The organism is Phaeobacter inhibens DSM 16374 (assembly GCF_000473105.1).
Classification (GTDB): domain Bacteria; phylum Pseudomonadota; class Alphaproteobacteria; order Rhodobacterales; family Rhodobacteraceae; genus Phaeobacter; species Phaeobacter inhibens.
In genome coordinates this window covers 1-16,856 of sequence record NZ_AXBB01000007.1, presented here as the reverse complement: position 1 = coordinate 16,856, position 16,856 = coordinate 1, and the positions used below count along the sequence as shown (strand labels likewise).

Annotated in this window: 12 protein-coding genes; 7 read left to right on the top strand and 5 right to left on the bottom strand. The window is 62.2% G+C overall.

What is annotated here, in order from left to right:
* Nucleotides 1–137: 137 nt before the first annotated feature.
* A complete protein-coding gene (gene katG / locus INHI_RS0103050; RefSeq protein WP_027246674.1) occupies nt 138–2,306 on the bottom strand; it encodes a catalase/peroxidase HPI in 2,169 nt (722 codons plus the stop codon).
* Between the two features lie 261 nt (nt 2,307–2,567).
* Between katG and INHI_RS0103045 the strand changes: the two genes are divergently transcribed.
* Together INHI_RS0103045 and INHI_RS0103040 are read left to right on the top strand one after the other, a co-directional pair.
* Complete coding sequence (locus INHI_RS0103045) at nt 2,568–3,512, top strand: hydrogen peroxide-inducible genes activator (RefSeq protein WP_027246673.1); 945 nt, start codon at nt 2,568–2,570, stop codon at nt 3,510–3,512.
* A 132-nt stretch (nt 3,513–3,644) separates the two neighbouring features.
* Entirely contained in the window at nt 3,645–5,102 is a 1,458-nt protein-coding gene (locus tag INHI_RS0103040; protein ID WP_027246672.1) for a multicopper oxidase family protein, read from the top strand.
* A 9-nt stretch (nt 5,103–5,111) separates the two neighbouring features.
* On the opposite strand, the gene INHI_RS0103035 is transcribed toward INHI_RS0103040, so the two are convergent.
* Together INHI_RS0103035 and INHI_RS0103030 are read right to left on the bottom strand one after the other, a co-directional pair.
* Nucleotides 5,112–6,530, bottom strand: coding sequence for an ABC1 kinase family protein (locus INHI_RS0103035; RefSeq protein ID WP_027246671.1), 1,419 nt, complete (start codon nt 6,528–6,530; stop codon nt 5,112–5,114).
* 107 nt (nt 6,531–6,637) lie between these two features.
* The gene (locus INHI_RS0103030) at nt 6,638–7,915 is read right to left on the bottom strand and encodes a replication initiation protein (RefSeq protein WP_036766877.1); all 1,278 of its coding nucleotides are present in this window, start codon (nt 7,913–7,915) and stop codon (nt 6,638–6,640) included.
* 798 nt (nt 7,916–8,713) lie between these two features.
* Here INHI_RS0103030 and INHI_RS0103025 point away from each other — a divergent pair.
* The 5 genes from INHI_RS0103025 to INHI_RS0103005 all read left to right on the top strand — a co-directional run bounded on the left by INHI_RS0103025 (nt 8,714) and on the right by INHI_RS0103005 (nt 15,858).
* Entirely contained in the window at nt 8,714–10,084 is a 1,371-nt protein-coding gene (locus INHI_RS0103025) for an AAA family ATPase (protein ID WP_027246669.1), read from the top strand.
* 1 nt (nt 10,085) lies between these two features.
* Entirely contained in the window at nt 10,086–11,168 is a 1,083-nt protein-coding gene (locus INHI_RS0103020) for a ParB/RepB/Spo0J family partition protein (protein ID WP_027246668.1), read from the top strand.
* A 324-nt stretch (nt 11,169–11,492) separates the two neighbouring features.
* Complete coding sequence (locus INHI_RS0103015) at nt 11,493–12,341, top strand: PRC-barrel domain-containing protein (protein ID WP_027246667.1); 849 nt, start codon at nt 11,493–11,495, stop codon at nt 12,339–12,341.
* A gap of 276 nt (nt 12,342–12,617) precedes the next feature.
* The gene (locus tag INHI_RS0103010) at nt 12,618–14,576 is read left to right on the top strand and encodes an ATP-binding protein (RefSeq protein ID WP_254656827.1); all 1,959 of its coding nucleotides are present in this window, start codon (nt 12,618–12,620) and stop codon (nt 14,574–14,576) included.
* Nucleotides 14,577–14,934: 358 nt separating this feature from the next.
* Complete coding sequence (locus tag INHI_RS0103005) at nt 14,935–15,858, top strand: hypothetical protein (RefSeq protein WP_036766864.1); 924 nt, start codon at nt 14,935–14,937, stop codon at nt 15,856–15,858.
* A 61-nt stretch (nt 15,859–15,919) separates the two neighbouring features.
* On the opposite strand, the gene INHI_RS0103000 is transcribed toward INHI_RS0103005, so the two are convergent.
* A complete protein-coding gene (locus INHI_RS0103000; protein ID WP_014889479.1) occupies nt 15,920–16,333 on the bottom strand; it encodes an SRPBCC family protein in 414 nt (137 codons plus the stop codon).
* A complete protein-coding gene (locus INHI_RS0102995; RefSeq protein ID WP_027246664.1) occupies nt 16,330–16,692 on the bottom strand; it encodes an ArsR/SmtB family transcription factor in 363 nt (120 codons plus the stop codon). Before INHI_RS0102995 ends, INHI_RS0103000 begins: the two co-directional genes overlap by 4 nt.
* Between the last annotated feature and the right edge of the window lie 164 nt (nt 16,693–16,856).

The window sequence follows — 16,856 nt, the reverse complement described above, 5'->3', positions numbered from 1 at the left end:
CTGCCCATGCCGGGCCGCTCACCTAAGGGTTACGCGTCAGGGTCTCAGTTTATTCTCGGCGCCCGTGCTTTTTATTCCGGAATAAAAACCCCGCCCGGCATCAACTGCCGGACGGGGTTGCGTTGTGTCTGCGGCGATCAGTGCAGATCGAAGCGGTCGGCGGTCATCACCTTGGTCCAGGCGGCGATGAAATCTTCGACGAATTTCTCGCGGTTGTCGTCCTGGGCATAGACCTCGGCATAGGCGCGCAGGATGGAGTTGGAGCCGAATACCAGATCTACATTGGTGGCGGTCCATTTGACATCACCGCTCTGCCGGTCGGCCACCTCATAGACCTCATCGCCCGCCGCGCGCCAGACATTGCCCATGTCCAGCAGGTTGACGAAGAAATCGGTGCTCAGCGCGCCTTCGCGGTTGGTGAAAACCCCGTGCTTGCTGCCGCCATGGTTGACGCCCAGCACCCGCAATCCGCCTAGCAACACGGTCATCTCCTGCGCCGTCAGCCCCATCAAATGGGCCCGGTCCAGCATCATCTCCACCGCTGAGGCGGCGAAATCACCCTGCAACCAGTTGCGGAAGGCATCATGCACCGGTTCCAGCACCGCAAAAGAGGCAACATCGGTCTGCTCGGCACTGGCATCGCCGCGACCGGGCGCAAAGGGCACCTCGGCGGCGAAACCGGCAGCCTCGGCGGCGGCCTCAATAGCGACAGCCCCCCCCAGCACGATCACATCGGCCAGGCTTGCACCGGTCTGTTCGGCGATCACCTCATAGCTGCTCAGCACCGTCGCCAGACGCTCCGGTTCATTGCCAACCCAATCCTTTTGCGGTGCCAGACGGATGCGGGCGCCATTGGCCCCGCCGCGCAGGTCAGATCCACGGAAGGTCCGCGCGCTGTCCCAGGCGGTGGCGATCATATCGGCCTGCGACAGACCGCAGTTGCGCAGCAGCTGCTTGGTCGCGGCCACGTCATAGCTGGTGCTGCCTGCAGGGATATTGTCCTGCCAGATCAGATCCTCCTGCGGCGATTCCGGGCCGATGTAGCGATTGCGCGGCCCCATATCGCGGTGCAGCAGCTTGAACCAGGCGCGGGCGAACACATCCGCAAAATAGGCCGGATCCTTGTAGAACCGTTCGGAGATCTTACGATATTCCGGGTCCTTGATCATCGCCATATCCGCATCGGTCATGATCGGGTTGTGACGGATCGAGGGATCCTCCACATCCACCGGCTTGTCCTCTTCCTTGATATTGACCGGCTCCCACTGCCAGGCGCCTGCCGGGCTTTTCTTCAACTCCCAGTCATAGGTGAACAGCAGGTAGAAATAGCCGTTGTCCCATTTGGTCGGGTTGGTGGTCCAGGCGCCTTCAATGCCGCTGGACATGGTGTCACGCCCATGGCCGGTGCCGTTGCTGTTGCTCCAGCCCAGACCCTGTTCGGCCAGTCCGCCACCTTCGGGATCAGCCCCGATCGCATCGGCGCGGCCATTGCCGTGGGCTTTGCCGATGGTGTGGCCCCCTGCGGTCAGCGCCACGGTTTCCTCGTCGTTCATCGCCATGCGCTCAAAGGTGATCCGCACATCCTGCGCCGTGCGCAGCGGATCCGGTTCCCCGCCGACACCTTCGGGATTCACATAGATCAGACCCATCTGTACGGCCGCCAGCGGGTTGGAAAGCGAGTCACGATCCGCGCCATCCTCATAGCGCCCGGCAGCCAGCCATTCCTTTTCCGCGCCCCAGTAGACGTCCTTCTCCGGCGACCAGATATCCTCGCGGCCAAAGGAGAAGCCATAGGTTGGCAAGCCAACGGACTCATAAGCAATATTGCCCGCCAGTGCGATCAGATCGGCCCAGGACAGGCTGTTGCCGTATTTCTGTTTGATCGGCCACAGCAGACGGCGCGCCTTGTCCAGATTGACGTTATCCGGCCAGGAATTCAGCGGTGCAAAACGCTGGTTTCCGGTGGTCGCCCCACCCCGGCCATCCGCCGCGCGATAGGTGCCGGCCGAATGCCAGGCCATCCGCACCATCAGACCCGCATAGCTGCCCCAATCGGCGGGCCACCAGCTTTGGCTGTCGGTCATCAGCGCGGTCAGATCAGCCTTAAGTGCCTCAACATCCAGCGATTTTACTGCCTCGCGATAGTCAAACCCCTCCGCCATCGGATCGGTCATCCGGTCGTGCTGGTGCAGAATGTCGAGGTTCAGCGCATTGGGCCACCAATCCGCCACACCCGCGCTGGTGTTTGTGTTGCTTCCGTGCAGAACCGGGCATTTTCCGCCTGTGTGTCCGTCACCTTGCTGCATGTTGTCTCTCCTGGATCTTGGATCATGATGAGCCGGTTGTATCCCCCTGGCAGAACGCTGGGACCGGATCTCTCGGGCAAAGGCTAACAGGGGGGTGTGATTATCAGAAATGATAAATCAGGATTTCTTATATAGAAAATAGCTATTACCAAATCCCCGTCCCCTGCTGTCGTCCACCCTAGCACATGCCATCTGAGTCGGGGTGAGAACCTGATCGGCACCGCTTGCCTGCCCTCGTAAAACCGGATTAAAAACTGCAACATGATAGACGCACCCTATAACACCAGCCTCACCCTCCGGCAGCTGCGCTTCCTTGTGGCCGTCGCGGATGAGCTGAATTTTTCCCGCGCGGCAGAGAGATGCTATGTCAGCCAGCCCACCCTCAGCGTCGGATTAAAAGAGCTGGAAGACCGGCTGGGCGTCACCCTGGCAGAGCGCACCAAACGCTCGGTCATCCTGACCCCGGTGGGGGCTGAAATCGCGGAACGCGCGCGCAAGCTGTTGCAGGACAGCCGAGAGATTGAGGAACTGGCCGCCGCACAGGCCAGCCCCGAGGGCGGCACTCTGAGGATGGGCGCAATCCCGACCATCGGCCCCTTTCTGATCCCGCGCGCCATGCCTGCGTTGAAATCCAGCTTTCCCGATCTGCAACTCTACCTGCGCGAGGAAATGACCGGCCAGCTGCTGGAGGGCGTCCACAGCGGGCGGTTGGATCTGGTGATCTATGCCGAACCCTATGCGCCTGCCGGGCTGGACACGCTGCATCTGTTTGACGATGGCTATCATCTGGCCGCCCCGCCTGCGGTCAGCCCGCTCTCTCCGCGTCCCAGCCAGCCCGATGTGGGCCTGCGCGGCGCGGATCTGGACGGGCGACAGCTCATGCTGCTGGAGCAGGGCCACTGCCTGCACCGCCACGCGCTCAGCGCCTTTCCCGAGCGGGATATCCAGCAGGACGAAAGCTTTGCCGCCACCTCGCTCTCCACCCTGATTTCCATGGTGAGCGAGGGGTTGGGGATCACGCTCTTGCCTGATCTGGCGATTGATGCCGGGGTGGCAGCGGGTCAGGATGTGGTGATGACGCCCTTGGCCGATGCCTGCCCCCGGCGCGTCACCCTGGCCTGGCGGCCCACCAGCGTGCGCGCCGATCTCTTCCGCAAAATCGGGGCGGTTCTGCGCACGGCCCGCGGATCGCTCGTGGCCCCTTAGAAACCGGGGTATTCCGTCGCAGACTGCGCGCCGGATCTTACCCCCACCGGGCAAAGCCGCTAGCCTGCTGCGCAACAGCCACGGCAGCCACTCCCCTGCCCCGCCAACAGCTGACCAGACACCGGTGATCTCATGACCTCGCACACCTGCCCCATCCGCCTCAACCGACGCCGCGCGCTGCAACTCGGGGGCAGCGCCGGAGCACTGGCATCGTTCGGGCTGGCGGGCGCGCAGCTCACCACCCCGGCCAAGGCGAAGACCAGCGCCCAATCTTCTGCGACGCCCCTGCCACTCCACATCCAGCGTGCCCGCTACGCCATCGCCGATCAGCCCACTGATGACCTGATCTCGACCCGCCCTGACGGGCCGCCGCCGGTTATTCGCCTAAAACAAGGCCAGCCCTTTGCCGCGCGGGTCACCAATACCCTGCCCGATTACACGGCGATGCACTGGCACGGCATCCGGCTCGACAATGCCATGGACGGGGTGCCCTATCTGACCCAGTTCCCCATCGGCGAGGGGGAGAGTTTCGACTACCACTTCACCCCGATGGACGCGGGCACCTATTGGTATCACCCGCACTGCATGACGATGAACCAGATGGCCATGGGGCTGACCGGCGTGCTGGTGGTGGAAGAGGCGGAAGACCCCGGATTTGACGCCGATATTGCCCTGAACCTGCGGGATTTCCGACTGCGCCCCAGTGGCGAATGGCTCAAGCTCTGGACCGCGCGCGGGGCCGCACGCTCCGGCACCTTTGGCACCATCATAACCGCCAATTGGGACAGCGATCCGATCTATGAGGCGCCCACCGGCGGGTTGGTGCGACTACGACTGGCGGCCACCGATACCGCGCGGATTTACAAACCCTATGTGACAGGCGTCCCCGGTCAGGTGATCGCCGCTGATGGCCACCCGCTGCGCGAGGCCATCGACTGGCCTACCGATAAGGCCCCTGCCCTACTGTCACCCGGCCAACGTCTGGATATCGCGGTGCAGATGCCCCGTATCGAAGGCGCTTATGTTGACGTGATGACCGCCTTTCCCGGCGGCCCCCGCCGTCTGGCCCGGATCCGCGCCATCGGTCCCAACCTTGGGCGGGAGCTGGCCGAGCTGCCACCCCTGCCCGCCAATAACGTGCCGGAACCCGATCTCGCCAATGCGCGGGTGGAGGATCTGGTGTTTGGCTGGACGCCCGAAGGCGGCGCGCCGCAAAACGGCTATTGCGGCTCGCTGGGCTATACGTTCTGGTCGATCAACCGCAAACCCTGGCCCGGCGATGCCGCCGACCCGGATACCCCCGGCGCCGGCCCGCTGGCGGTGCTGAACCGCGGCGAAAGCGTGATCCTGCGGCTGCGCAATGAAAGCCCCAACGCCCATCCGATCCACCTGCATGGTCTGGTGTTCCGCCCGCTGCGCTCCAACAAGCGCAGGCTGCCGTCGAACTGGACCGACACCGCGCTGCTGCTGCGGGACGAGATCATCGAGGTGGCACTGGTCGCCGATAATCCGGGGGACTGGGCGTTTCATTGCCATGTGATCGAACATCAGAAAACCGGGCTTGCAGGCTATATCCGGGTGCTGGCCTAACCGGCGCTGTCAGGTGTCCTCCAGATAGGGGGACAGCAGCGCCCGCACCGGCACCCGCGCGCCAAGTCGGCCAGCCAGCAGCACCATGCCCGCCAGCTTGCGCTGGATGAACAGCACATCCATCGGCACCGCAGGGGGCACCATGCCCTCTTCCGCCAGAGCCAGGCCTTCCGCCTGCATCTGTTGCAGCAGACTGGGATCGGCGAAATCGTAGCTCTCAGACGTGCGCAGCACGTCAAACACCTGCGTGATCATCACCAACACGCGCCGCTGGTGGTCGGCGCGCATCGTCCCCGCATCCGCCATCCCATCCGGCGCAACCAGCCCCAGATCTGCGGCGGCTGCGGTCAGCGCCGCCGCATCGCCGCTCATCCCCGCGCGCAGCAGCGCGCGATACTGCGCCACCACCTGCGGCGCGAGCTGGCGCGTTGCGCCGAAATCCAGAAGAACGATGGCCGCGCTCTCCCGATCAAACAGGTAGTTGGCAAAATTCGGATCACTCTGCATCAGGCCAAACTCAAACAGCTCCTGCAGCATCAGCGCCATCAGATCCCGCATCACCCGGTCGCGCACCTCCTGCGGGGCCGTCTGCGCATCTTCAACCGGGCGCCCCCTGGCATAGGACATGGCCAGAACCGCGCCCGTGGACCAGTCGGGATGGAACTCCGGCACCAGAAACCGCGGCTGATCCTCCAGCTGCGCGGCAAATTCTGCCAGACAGCGCCCCTCCCGCGCATAGTCGACTTCCTCATGCAGCTGCCGCCGCGCTTCCTCCAGATAGGGGGCGATGTCAAACCCCCTGGGCAACAGCCGCGAGGCCCGCAGCAGGCTGCCCAGATTGGCGACATCGCTGTCAATGCTGCGCGCAACACCGGGATATTGCACCTTGATCGCCAGATCGCGACCATCGCGCAGCTGCGCGCGGTGGACCTGCCCGATCGAGGCCGCCGCCATCGGGCGCACATCGAACCGTGAGAACTGGCGCCGCCAGCCCTCGCCCCAGGCCGCATCCAGCACCTGACGCAGCTGTTTTGGCGGCATGAAATCCGCCTCCGCCCGCAGCCGGGACAGGATCTGCGACAGCTCCTGCGGCAGCAGCGCGCCGCTCTCCATCGACATCAGCTGACCCAGCTTCATCGCCGCGCCGCGCATCCGCGCCAGTTCGGCCGTCAGGCGGCGGGCGTTGGCGGGTGTCAGCAGCAGATCGCGCAGCTGTGGGCGGTGCCCCTGCGACAGCGCCTGCACCCCGCCAACCACGGCGCTGCCCGCAACCTGCGCGGCCAACCCACCCATCCGCGCCAACCGCGAGACACGCCCACTGGGCACGGCAACCGCGCGTGCGTCCGCCGCTATGGGTTGCCCGGACACTGGCCGTATTTCATCCGGCCCTATGTGATCCAGCTTGGTCTCATCTGGTGAAGAGGTCATCGTGCTGCGGCCCTTGTTCCCGGTTGCGGCAGCTGGTCGGATCCCGCTGCCGCCCTGCTCGACCTAAGGCGTGGGTCGCGCAGGTCAATGCGACCGGGACGACAGCCCTAGCTGTCAAAAGCCTCCGGCTCCAGCTCCTGCCAGAAGGCGATGATCGCCCCGGCATTCAGCGCCGAACGCCAGCCGTGCTGGCGGAAATGCTCGCGGTCCAGATCGCTGTCCAGCCCCGACAGGAACAGCCGTTTGTCGGCGTCGCGCTGGGTCGGGTTTCGCCGCGAAACCAGAGTTTCGACGATATCCAGATGCCGGGCACGGTCGCGACGCGCGGCGGCGCGCGCGTCAAAGGCCGCGGCCTCGGCTGCGGCGTCGGCCTCGCGGCGCGCCTGCGCCTCACGAATGCGGGCCTCTTCCTCAGCTGAAATCGGCGGCGCGACTGGTCCATCCGGCGACAGGCTGTAATCACCGTCAATCGCCGCGCGCAGATAGCCAAGCGGTGATTTCACCGCCCCCTGCCCGGCCACGTAATCCAGTTTCTGCTGAACGTAATCCGGCCCGTGTTCGGTGATCCACTGCCGCGCCAGACGGTCTGAGACCCCCTGCCCGCGCAGCGCCTTATAGACCGGTTGCTGGCGCAGACCGTCACTGTCGTCGATCTGGAACATCGCCATCTGCGGATTTTCACGGATCAGAAAGCGGATTTCGCTGACCGCGCGGCCTTTCTTGCGGGTCTGCGGTTCGATGATGATGTCGGAGGATTTATTGACCTCGGCCACCGCCGGTTTGATGATCTTGGCGTTGAGATGTTTGAAACTCTCGTAATAGGCGGAGCCATCAACCCCCATCAGCTTGCGAAAGATATCCAACCCCCACCAGCCGGTGGAGCCAGTGCGCACAAACCGGTAACAATTCTCATAGAGCGCCAGCCCGTGACCGGAACTGAAGTTGCGCTGAATCTTGACGTTGATCAGGGCAAAAATCTTGGGGTCATGCAGTTTCTTGGCCAGCTCTGGCGAATAGGCATATTCGCAGACGCCGTTCTTCAGCTTGGCAAAACTGAGCAGCGAGGAAACGCCCCATTCCTGATGGCCCTGCTCATCCAGCATATCCCATTCCGCGACGGTCTCCGCCAGCGCCCGGAGGCTGGCGCGCAGGCTATCTATATCGTTGGAGTTATACCCGACCATCATCGCCAGAGTGCGCGCGTCAATCGTATGGCTGCGCGCCGAGGTCAGCGTGTCATAGGCATTGAGCAGCAGCACATTCGACAGCTTGCGCTGCAGCAGCGTCAGCTTGCCGCTGATATGGATCGCGGCGACATTCTTCTTCACCGTTTCGCGGGTCAACGCGCCGGTCAGCCGCTCTTCGTCAAAGCCGGGCTCTGCCATGGAATCACTGCCTGTCATCATCGCTCTCTTTTGCGCCATATCCTGCCACAAAAGGAACCCAAGCGACAACCGCGCACGGGTTCCTTTTACAAAGCCACCCCAGTCTGCATCGGAACTGGCACGCGCGGCGGGCGCCGGCTAAAAGGTACCCGTTCACGGGACGCCGGATGGATCAGGCGTCCCGCTTGCGAATCGCAGCGCAGTCCCAAGCATCGCATAATCCCGCCGGGTGTTGCGCCGCAGAGCCGCTGAGCGCGCGCCCAGTGCGCACCACGTATTTTGCTCAATCAGTGTCAAAAATGGCGCTACAGGCTCTGTATTGCGCTCCTGTAGCGGTCTATCATGGGGTCAGATCTGAGTGGATTGCAGGCCCAGGCAGACCGGATGGTCGGGAAGCGCCATCCCGAGAATCGGCGCCTTTTGCCCCGCTTTCAGGGCCCTGTTATCCCGTTGGCGGGTCCCTGTTATCCCGTATCTGGGTGCCAATGAACCCGGAATCGGGTCCCCAAACTGGAGTAAGTGACTGTATTCAGGAAGCTAATCCACAGCAAAGATTCTAAAGATTCTAAAAAATATAAACGTTTAGCTGTGATCTATTTTTGAGTTTTGGAGGGGAAACAGGAACGTTTCGCGACGAAACCTCCCTCTGTGCTGATAAGGCACCTGGAAAAATTCGCGCTTGGGGTCCATCCCACCTATGCAGCGCAGAAGATGTTCCCTATTCTCTGGCATATAAGCGAAAATAGAAAACACGCGCCCAGACCCAGCATAAATTATGCACAGAGATCGAGCACCTTCATGACCTCTCCCACCTTGCCCCCGTATTTCAATCTGGACCCGGAGCAGGCCGCGGCCAAGCTGCCGGATCCGATCCAGACCACCCGCTTTGCCAAGGCGGCTGCCATGTGCAGCAAGGGCCGCGAAGATCTGGCCCGGCGCGGCTATGCGCCAAACGGCGAAAAGCGGCTGCGCAAATTCTCGACCTGGGAGATCACCCGGTACCTGATCCCTGTGGCACCGCAGCACCTGCGCCGCGTGTTGAAGAACCATCCCGACCTGCCCCAAGGCGAGGGTGAAGGCGGCTCCAAATGGTTCACGCTGGAGGAAGTGTTGGCGCTGCGACAGCATTTCGCCTCCGAAGGGATCTCAACCAAGGAATACCTGCCCTACCGCCCCAAGGGCGTGCCGGCGAAGGTGACGGCGGTTGCCAATTTCAAAGGCGGCGTTGGCAAGACCTCGACGGCGGCGCATCTGGCGATGTCAGCCGCGCTGGATGGCTACAAGGTGCTGGTCATTGATCTAGACAGCCAGGGGTCGATGACCTCCATCCTTGGCGGCACGGTAGAGGACGAATGGTCCACCGTCTTTCCCCTGATCGCCAAGGATTATGCCAAATCCGTGGTCGCGGAGAACGCCGTGCGCGCCGCCGCCGGAGAGCCGGAACTGCCGCTGGATGAGACATTGAACGAGGCGCTGCGGGTTTCGTCGCGAAACGTCATCCAGAAAACTCATTGGTCGAACATTGATCTGATCGGCGCGCAGCTGAACCTGTATTGGGCAGAGTTCCAGATCCCAGTCTGGCGCATGGGGCTGCGCAGCTGGCCGCTGTGGGATGCGCTGAGCAATTTCCTTGAGCAGGAGGGTATTCTGGACGACTACGATATCGTCTTTCTCGACACGCCCCCGGCGCTTGGCTATCTGACCATCAATGCGCTGGCGGCAGCAGATATCCTGCTGGTGCCGCTGGGGGCGTCGTTTCTGGAGTTTGACTCGACGGGGCGGTTTTTCGACATGCTTTATTCCACCTTCGCCTCCATCGAGGAGGGCGAGAATATGGCGCAGCGCGCGGCGGGTTTGCCGGAAATTAAATTTGAATGGGATGTAGTAAGGGCGCTGATCACGCGCTTTGACGCCAGTCAGCAGACGGACATGGCGAATGTGATCCAGGCCTATTTCGGAGATTTCATGAACGCCTACCGTCAGGATGTCACCGCCCTTGTTGGGCAGGCGGGAGAACAGGTGAATGGGATCTACGAAGCAGACTATCGCGACTTCAACCGCGATACCTATGTACGCGGTCGCGAAACCTTTGATCGGACCTATGCGGAGTTCAAAGAGCTGCTCATCGGCAGCTGGTGGCGTGACACCCAGATGGAAGAGGCGGAGTAACATGGCAAAACGCAGACGGCTGAGCGCCCCCGACGCATCCGAGATCGAAGCCATTGAGGAGGGTTTCGCGACGAAACCCGGCATCAACCCCTTTGACCCGTCGCCCGGTGGCGTTCCCGCCAGTGCGCCGCCGATCGCCAAAGTCTCGGCCGAGGCGGCGCAGTTGCATGGCATGGCGGCGGTGGCGGACAGGGTTGAGATGGCGCGTGACAAGGCGGACGCCGAACGCTGGCGCGCGGCAGAGGATGCCGGTGAAACCGTGTTGCGCATCCCGCTGGCAGAGATTGACCGCGACTATCTGCGCCGCGACCGGATGCAGATCGATGAGGAAGAGCTGGACGAGTTGATCAGCTCCATCCGCGCCCATGGTCTGCGCAGCCCGGTTGAGGTGATTGCGCTGGAGGATGGCTACGGTCTGGTGTCGGGCTTTCGCCGCCTGGAAGCCTATGCGCGGCTGAACCGGAGCGAAGACGGCTTTGTCGAGATCCCGGCGTTTCTGCGGCGGGGCGCGGACAGCGCGGGCGCCTATGTGGCGATGATCGAGGAAAACGAGCTGCGCGCCAATCTGACGCCCTATGAACGCGGACGCATTGCGGTGCTGGTGGCGGGGCAGGGGGTGTTTGCCTCGGTCGAGGCGGCGGTGGATGCGCTGTTCGGCGCGGCTTCCAAGGCGAAACGCTCCAAGGTGCGCAGCTTTGCCGCCGTGCATGAGGGGCTGGGCGATCTGCTGCGCTATCCCAATGCGCTGTCGGAGAAGGCCGGGCTGAAACTGGCGGCGGCGCTGCGCTCGGGCGGGCAGGGGGCCTTGCGCACGGCGCTGGCCGGGGCGGATCCGGTGGATGAGCGGGCCGAGTGGCGGTTGCTGGAGACCGTGCTGGCAGATGCGGGTCCAGCGGCTGAAATCAAACCGCGTGGCGGTCGCCCGCGTCAGGTCACCCGACTGGCGGCGCGGCGACTGGCCTCCGGTGGCGATCTGTCGGCAGAAGTCGCCCCAACAGCAGTGCGGATTGATCTGAAGGGCCGCAGCCTAGACCCCGATCAGGTGGAGGCGCTGCTTGCGCTGATCGAGGCGCGGCTGAGCTAACAGCGGCGGATGGCTTACGTCGCGGTTCGCAGACGCAGATACACACGTATAAGCATATCAGGCCCGCCCCTCACGCTCACTACGCCCCCTGTGTCGATCAGAGCCGCACGGGGGGCGGAAACCGCCCGCATATCCATCGCCAAGCAAGCAGCGCAATCCGGCAGAGTGGCGGTGTTCTGATCATTGGTTGATCCGCAGCAGGCGCAACAGCTGTCCCGCCACCGGTCGAAAAAATCAGTGTCACTGGGAACTAATATTACGCTGGTCGAGTTATCCCACCAGTAACAGCAACGATATCGCTGACAGCACAAGAGGATGAAAACAATGAAAAATCTGCTTCTCTCCACCGCAATCGCCCTGTCTCCTGCAACGGCCGTTCTGGCTGACGGTCATGGCGATATGTTCCGCGCCGAGGCGGACCCGATGGCGATCCATGCCTCCGAATTCATTGGTATGCGCGTCTACCGTGCCGAGGGCGGCCAAGATGCAACTGAATATGCTGGCGTGCAGAAGGAATGGGACGATATCGGCGAGATCAACGATGTGGTGCTGAACCGTGACGGCACCGTGGACTCCGTTCTGGTTGATATCGGCGGCTTCCTCGGTATGGGCGAAAATCAGGTTGCCGTGGATATGAAATCGGTGAAATTTGTCGCCGACAGCTCCACCGCCGAAGATCTGAGCGACTTCTTCCTGGTCATGGAAGCTTCGGCTGATGTGCTGAAAGAGGCGCCGACCTATGACTGGACCCGCCAGGCGGATGCTGCCACCGACGACATGAAGCAGGACGCAACTGCGGCCGCTGGCGAAATCAAGGATGACGCCGACGCATTGGCTGAGAACACCGAAGAGACCGTCAAAGACGTCTTTGCCCGTGACGGGTTTGCCAATGTCGTGGCCACTGATCTGACCAGCGAGGAGCTGACCGGCGCGCCGCTCTATGACAGCAAGGATGAATGGATCGGCGAAGTGTCGCAGATCAATCTGACTGACGATGGCAAGGTGAAGTCGATTGTGGCCGATATCGGCGGCTTCCTGGGGCTGGGTGAAAAACCGGTCGAGCTGGAGCTGAGCAAGATGGACATTCTGCGCGCCGATGAGGGCGACGACCTGCGCGCCTATGTGTCGATGAGCAAGGAAGAACTGGAACAGCTGCCCGACTATGAGCAGTAATCCGATTGCGAGAGATAATCAGCGGCACCCTGCGGCCCGCTGATCACCTTCAGGGGCGCGGAGCATCAGCTTCGCGCCCCAAGTCTTGCAATGGTTCCCTGCCTGGATCACTTTTTGTGCTGATTAATGTTTAAAGTTATATCTACCGCCGAACTTTAACGATCGGTTTAGCATTTCTTGGCCAGATGGGGGTCACTCGCGGCACGGATGACTGGACCACACTTGCAGGCTCTCTACTCTCTCATGATCAGGCAAATTTTGCTTGTGATCCTATTCGTGACAGGTTCGGCGGCTGCGACCGTGGCGATGGCGGAGCCCATCCGGATGACCTATGAGGAGTTTCACCCCTATTCCTTCACTGACGGTGCGGGAGAGCCGCAGGGGGTGTCCATTGATATCATGCGCCGGATTGCCGATGCGGCGGGGTATGAGGTGCTGTTTCAGCCCACCCAGAACCCGGCCGGCATGCTGGAGGAGCTGCGCAGCGGTGCAGCGGATGTGACCTCGCTGCTGGCGCTGACCCCGGAACGGCTGGCGGCGGGGCTTGCGACGGAGAAGCTGGGCGCCTTTGAACTGCGCGCTTTTGTGCGGGGCCATGGCTCGGTTGCAAATCTCGGCGATCTCACCGGCACCACGGTTGGCGTGGTGCGCGGCAGTTTTGCGGTCTCCGGTGCGCGGCTGATCCCCTTTACAAGACTGGTGGAATTTGACACCACCGATGATCTGATCCTGCCCCTGCTGACCGGTGAGATTGACGCCGTGGTGTCGGCGCATAACGGTTTTCTGCGGCGCCTGCGGATGGCCGAAGTTGAAGACCAGATTGTGGCGCTGGATCCGCCCCTGGTGACCAGCCCTTACGGGTTTGTGGTGGCAGCCGAAAATGAGCCGCTGCGCACCGTGCTGAATGCGGCGATCTACAGCAGCATTTCGTCGGAATATCTGGCCGAAGTGGAACAGACCTGGTTTGGTCGCTCGCGTACGCTTTGGGACAATGTGCTGGTGCGGTGGGGGCTGCTGATTTCGGCGGTGATGCTGGCGGCGATCCTGGTGCTGGGCTACTGGTTCTTTCATTATCGAAAACGCTCGGCCGAGCTGTCGCGGGACCGGGCCAGTGACCAGCTGCTGATCGGCGCACTGGATGAGGTGGCCGCTGCAATCGTGATTTATGACGACAATCTCAAAGCGATACACTGGAACCACGGGTTTGAGCTGATCTTTCCCAGCATGGTGCCCGCCCTGAAAAAGGGCGCGACCATGCGGCAGATGATCGTGCAATCTTATGTTGATGGCACCATACAGAATGACCTCAGCGATGTGGAAATCTTAGAAAAGGTCGATCTGTTTATCGAGGATATGCGGCGTGGCCGGGCAGAGGTGCGGACCGTGCGGACGCAGGATGGCCGGGTATTTCAGGCCCGTGATGTCAAACTGGGCGCGCGGCATTTCGCATCACTGCGGGTGGATGTGAGCCAGTTGCAGAAACAGCAGGACACCATCGCGCAGCAGGCGGTCTCACTTGAGGCGGCGAATGAGGATCTGCGCACCTTCTCCTCCATTACGGCCCATGATCTGAAGGCGCCGCTGTTCAGCCTGCTCAATCTGATTGAATTCATGGCTGAAGACATGGAGGCGGCGGGGATTTCGCTGCCGCCGGAAATTGAGGACAACTGGTCACAGATGGAACGGCTGTCCCATCGTATGATGCAGCTGGTGCAGGATTTGCTGGTCTATTCCACGACCCAGAGCGAAAGCCACCGGTCCGAGATGATCGAGCCGTCACCGCGCCTGCAGGAGGTACTGGATCTGGCCGGCCCGCGCGAAGGCTTTGAGGTGATTATCGAGCCTGACATGCCACGGCTGCGGGTCAATCCCATCGCCTTTGACATGGTCATGCGCAATCTGATCGTGAATGCGCTGCAGCACCACGACCGGGATCACGGCACCATTATTCTCAGCGCGCAGAGCACAGACGACGCGGTGATGCTTTCGGTGTGCGATGACGGGCCGGGCATTCCCGAAGAGCACTACGAGCAGATTTTTGCCCCGTTCCACCGGCTGTCTGCCTCGACCGAGGGCAGCGGGCTGGGGTTGGCCTTCATCAAGAAAACGGTGGAGAGCTGGGGCGGGACGGTGCAGGTTTCGGCCGCACAGCCACGTGGCACGGTGTTCACTGTCAGCTTTCCGCAGTCCGTCGCGCAGCAGGATGGGGACGCAGAGCAGCAGTTGGCAGGCTAGGCTGCGGACGGCGGTGCTGTCTGATGCGGCGCACCGCACCCCAGAGGCCGGAAATAGGCTCTAACACACGCCAAATCACGGGCAGCAGCCGGGGTATCTGCCCGGCTTTCCTGTTGCTGCGGTGGCGGTGATAGGCCGGAGATCGCCGATCCTGCTGCGCTGAACACGTGGGTTGCGCCCCGGTGCATTGACTCTCCTTTCGGGCGCTCGCTACAGAAAGGACAAAATTGGGACAAAACTAAGACAAACACCGCGGCAATTCTGCGGGGTGGGTCTTCCGGTTCAGCGGTCGCAGTTTCGGCTGGGACGACGGCGCCGGTGCCACCTATCACGCAACAGCCCCGGGGCGGAGTTGGATATGACAGAACAGCAGAGCCTTTCGACCGCGCCCGCGCAAGGGTCGGAAGAGCTGACCGTTGCGCTGCATATCGGCGCGCCGTTCACGGATGAGGATCAGCTGGTCTGGTCCCTGCGCAAGGATGCGGGGCGGCTGCTGAAGGAGGGTGTGCTGGTGCGGCGTCCGGGCACCTATATGAAGGAGCTGACCGATCTGAAAGGGCGCGCTGCCAAAGCGGATGTCAGCGAGGAAGACTGCGGTGCGTTTCTTGACGGGGTGCTGCGCGAGGCGGATGCGTCGCGGGTGGTGCTGTCGATGTCGAGCATTCTGGGCGTGCCGGCCTGGATGCTGAACGGGGGGCGCCTGTACAAGAATGCCGGGGCCAATACCGCTGCACTGCGATCGGTGTTTCCGCAGACGCGCTGCGAGTTTTTCCTCGGCTTGTGCAACCCGGCGACGCTGGTGCCCACCGCCTTTGGCGCGCAGACGCAGAAGGACTGGTACGATTTTGCAGGGGATACGGACCTGATGGCCCTGCGCTGGTCCGAGGTGGTCGGCGATATTCTGAATGCCAATCCGGAGTGTGGCATCACCGTCTGGTGCAATGAAGAAACCCCGGTGGTGTGGCCGCAGGTACTGGGACAGGTCACCGGGCAGGGGGCGGGCTACCGCTTTGCCGGTGAGACAGATATCCTGCGGCAGGCGATGACGGAGGAGGGGACCCGGCGGCTGGAGGCGTATCTTACTGCGCGCCCGAAGCTGAGCGAGGCGCAGCGCGATCAGGTGCGGGAGCTGTTCCTGTCCTATTTCCATTCCGAAGATGCGGTAGAGGAAGAAATTGATCTGCCCGGCTGGTCGCAGGGCTTTGTCGATACGATGACGGATCGCTATTTCGAGGATGTCGAGCTGATCCGCAACATTCCCGGTGTCACGGTGATCGGCTGATCCACCCACGGCGGCGCCGAGCCGCGCGCCGGGAGCAGATCGCCATATGTCTCTTCGCTGGTCAGCCCTCGTGGGCGGAGGTCCGCATGCGGGCCAGATGTTCGTCCCATCCCTTGTCCAATGCCAGCAACAGATCGAAGGCTTCCACCCCCTGCGGCAGGCCAGTGTGGGTCAGCGACAGGTTGGTGCCGCCGGGCACCTCCGTCAGGGTCCAGGATACGGTGCTGGTCTGATCGCCCATCGGGGCGATGGTGAAACTGTACTCAAGCCTGGTGTAAGGCTCGGCCAGATGCACCTCACCCCACATCAGCCTTTTGCCGCTCTCGGTGCCGAACATTTCATAAGGGCCTTCGACAAGGGGGGTCTTGGGCTTGTGAAACCAGATCTCCAGTTTCTCCGGTTCGGTCAGATAGGCCCAGACCTGGGCCGGGGCAGCCCGAAGGTAGATGGATTTGCGCAGGATCGTATCGGTCATTGGGTGTCCTTTTCGATTTCGGATTTGAGCGTCGCAAGGCGGTCGTCCCAGAAGGCATCGAAGAAGCCGAACCAGTCGAACACCTGTCGCAGCCCATCGGGATTGAGGCGATTGAGGCGGGCGCGCCCCTCGGTGCGGACCGAGATCAGATTCCCCTCGTCCAGAATGGTGAGATGTTTTTTCACCGCCGCACGGGTCATTTGAAAATTTTCGGCCACCTCGGCGATGGTTAGGCTGTCCTGTGCCAGAAGCCGCAGAATCTGGCGGCGGGTCGGATCGGCGAGGGCGCGAAAGGCCATCTGTTCTGGCGGCTGAACGGCCGGTTGTGTCGGCGACGGGTGCGGTGGCGCGTGAGCCATGGCGGTCTGTGCTCCCTTTCGTGATACCTTATGGTATCCTTTTATATGAAACCGTTCGGTATCATGTCAAGCGAGTCGTTGGCTGATCTGCGCTGAGATCGTCGATCTGCAGGCCAAAATGCGTTGTTGGTGCCCTGTCCGGCGTCCTGTCCTGCCGGGACGGG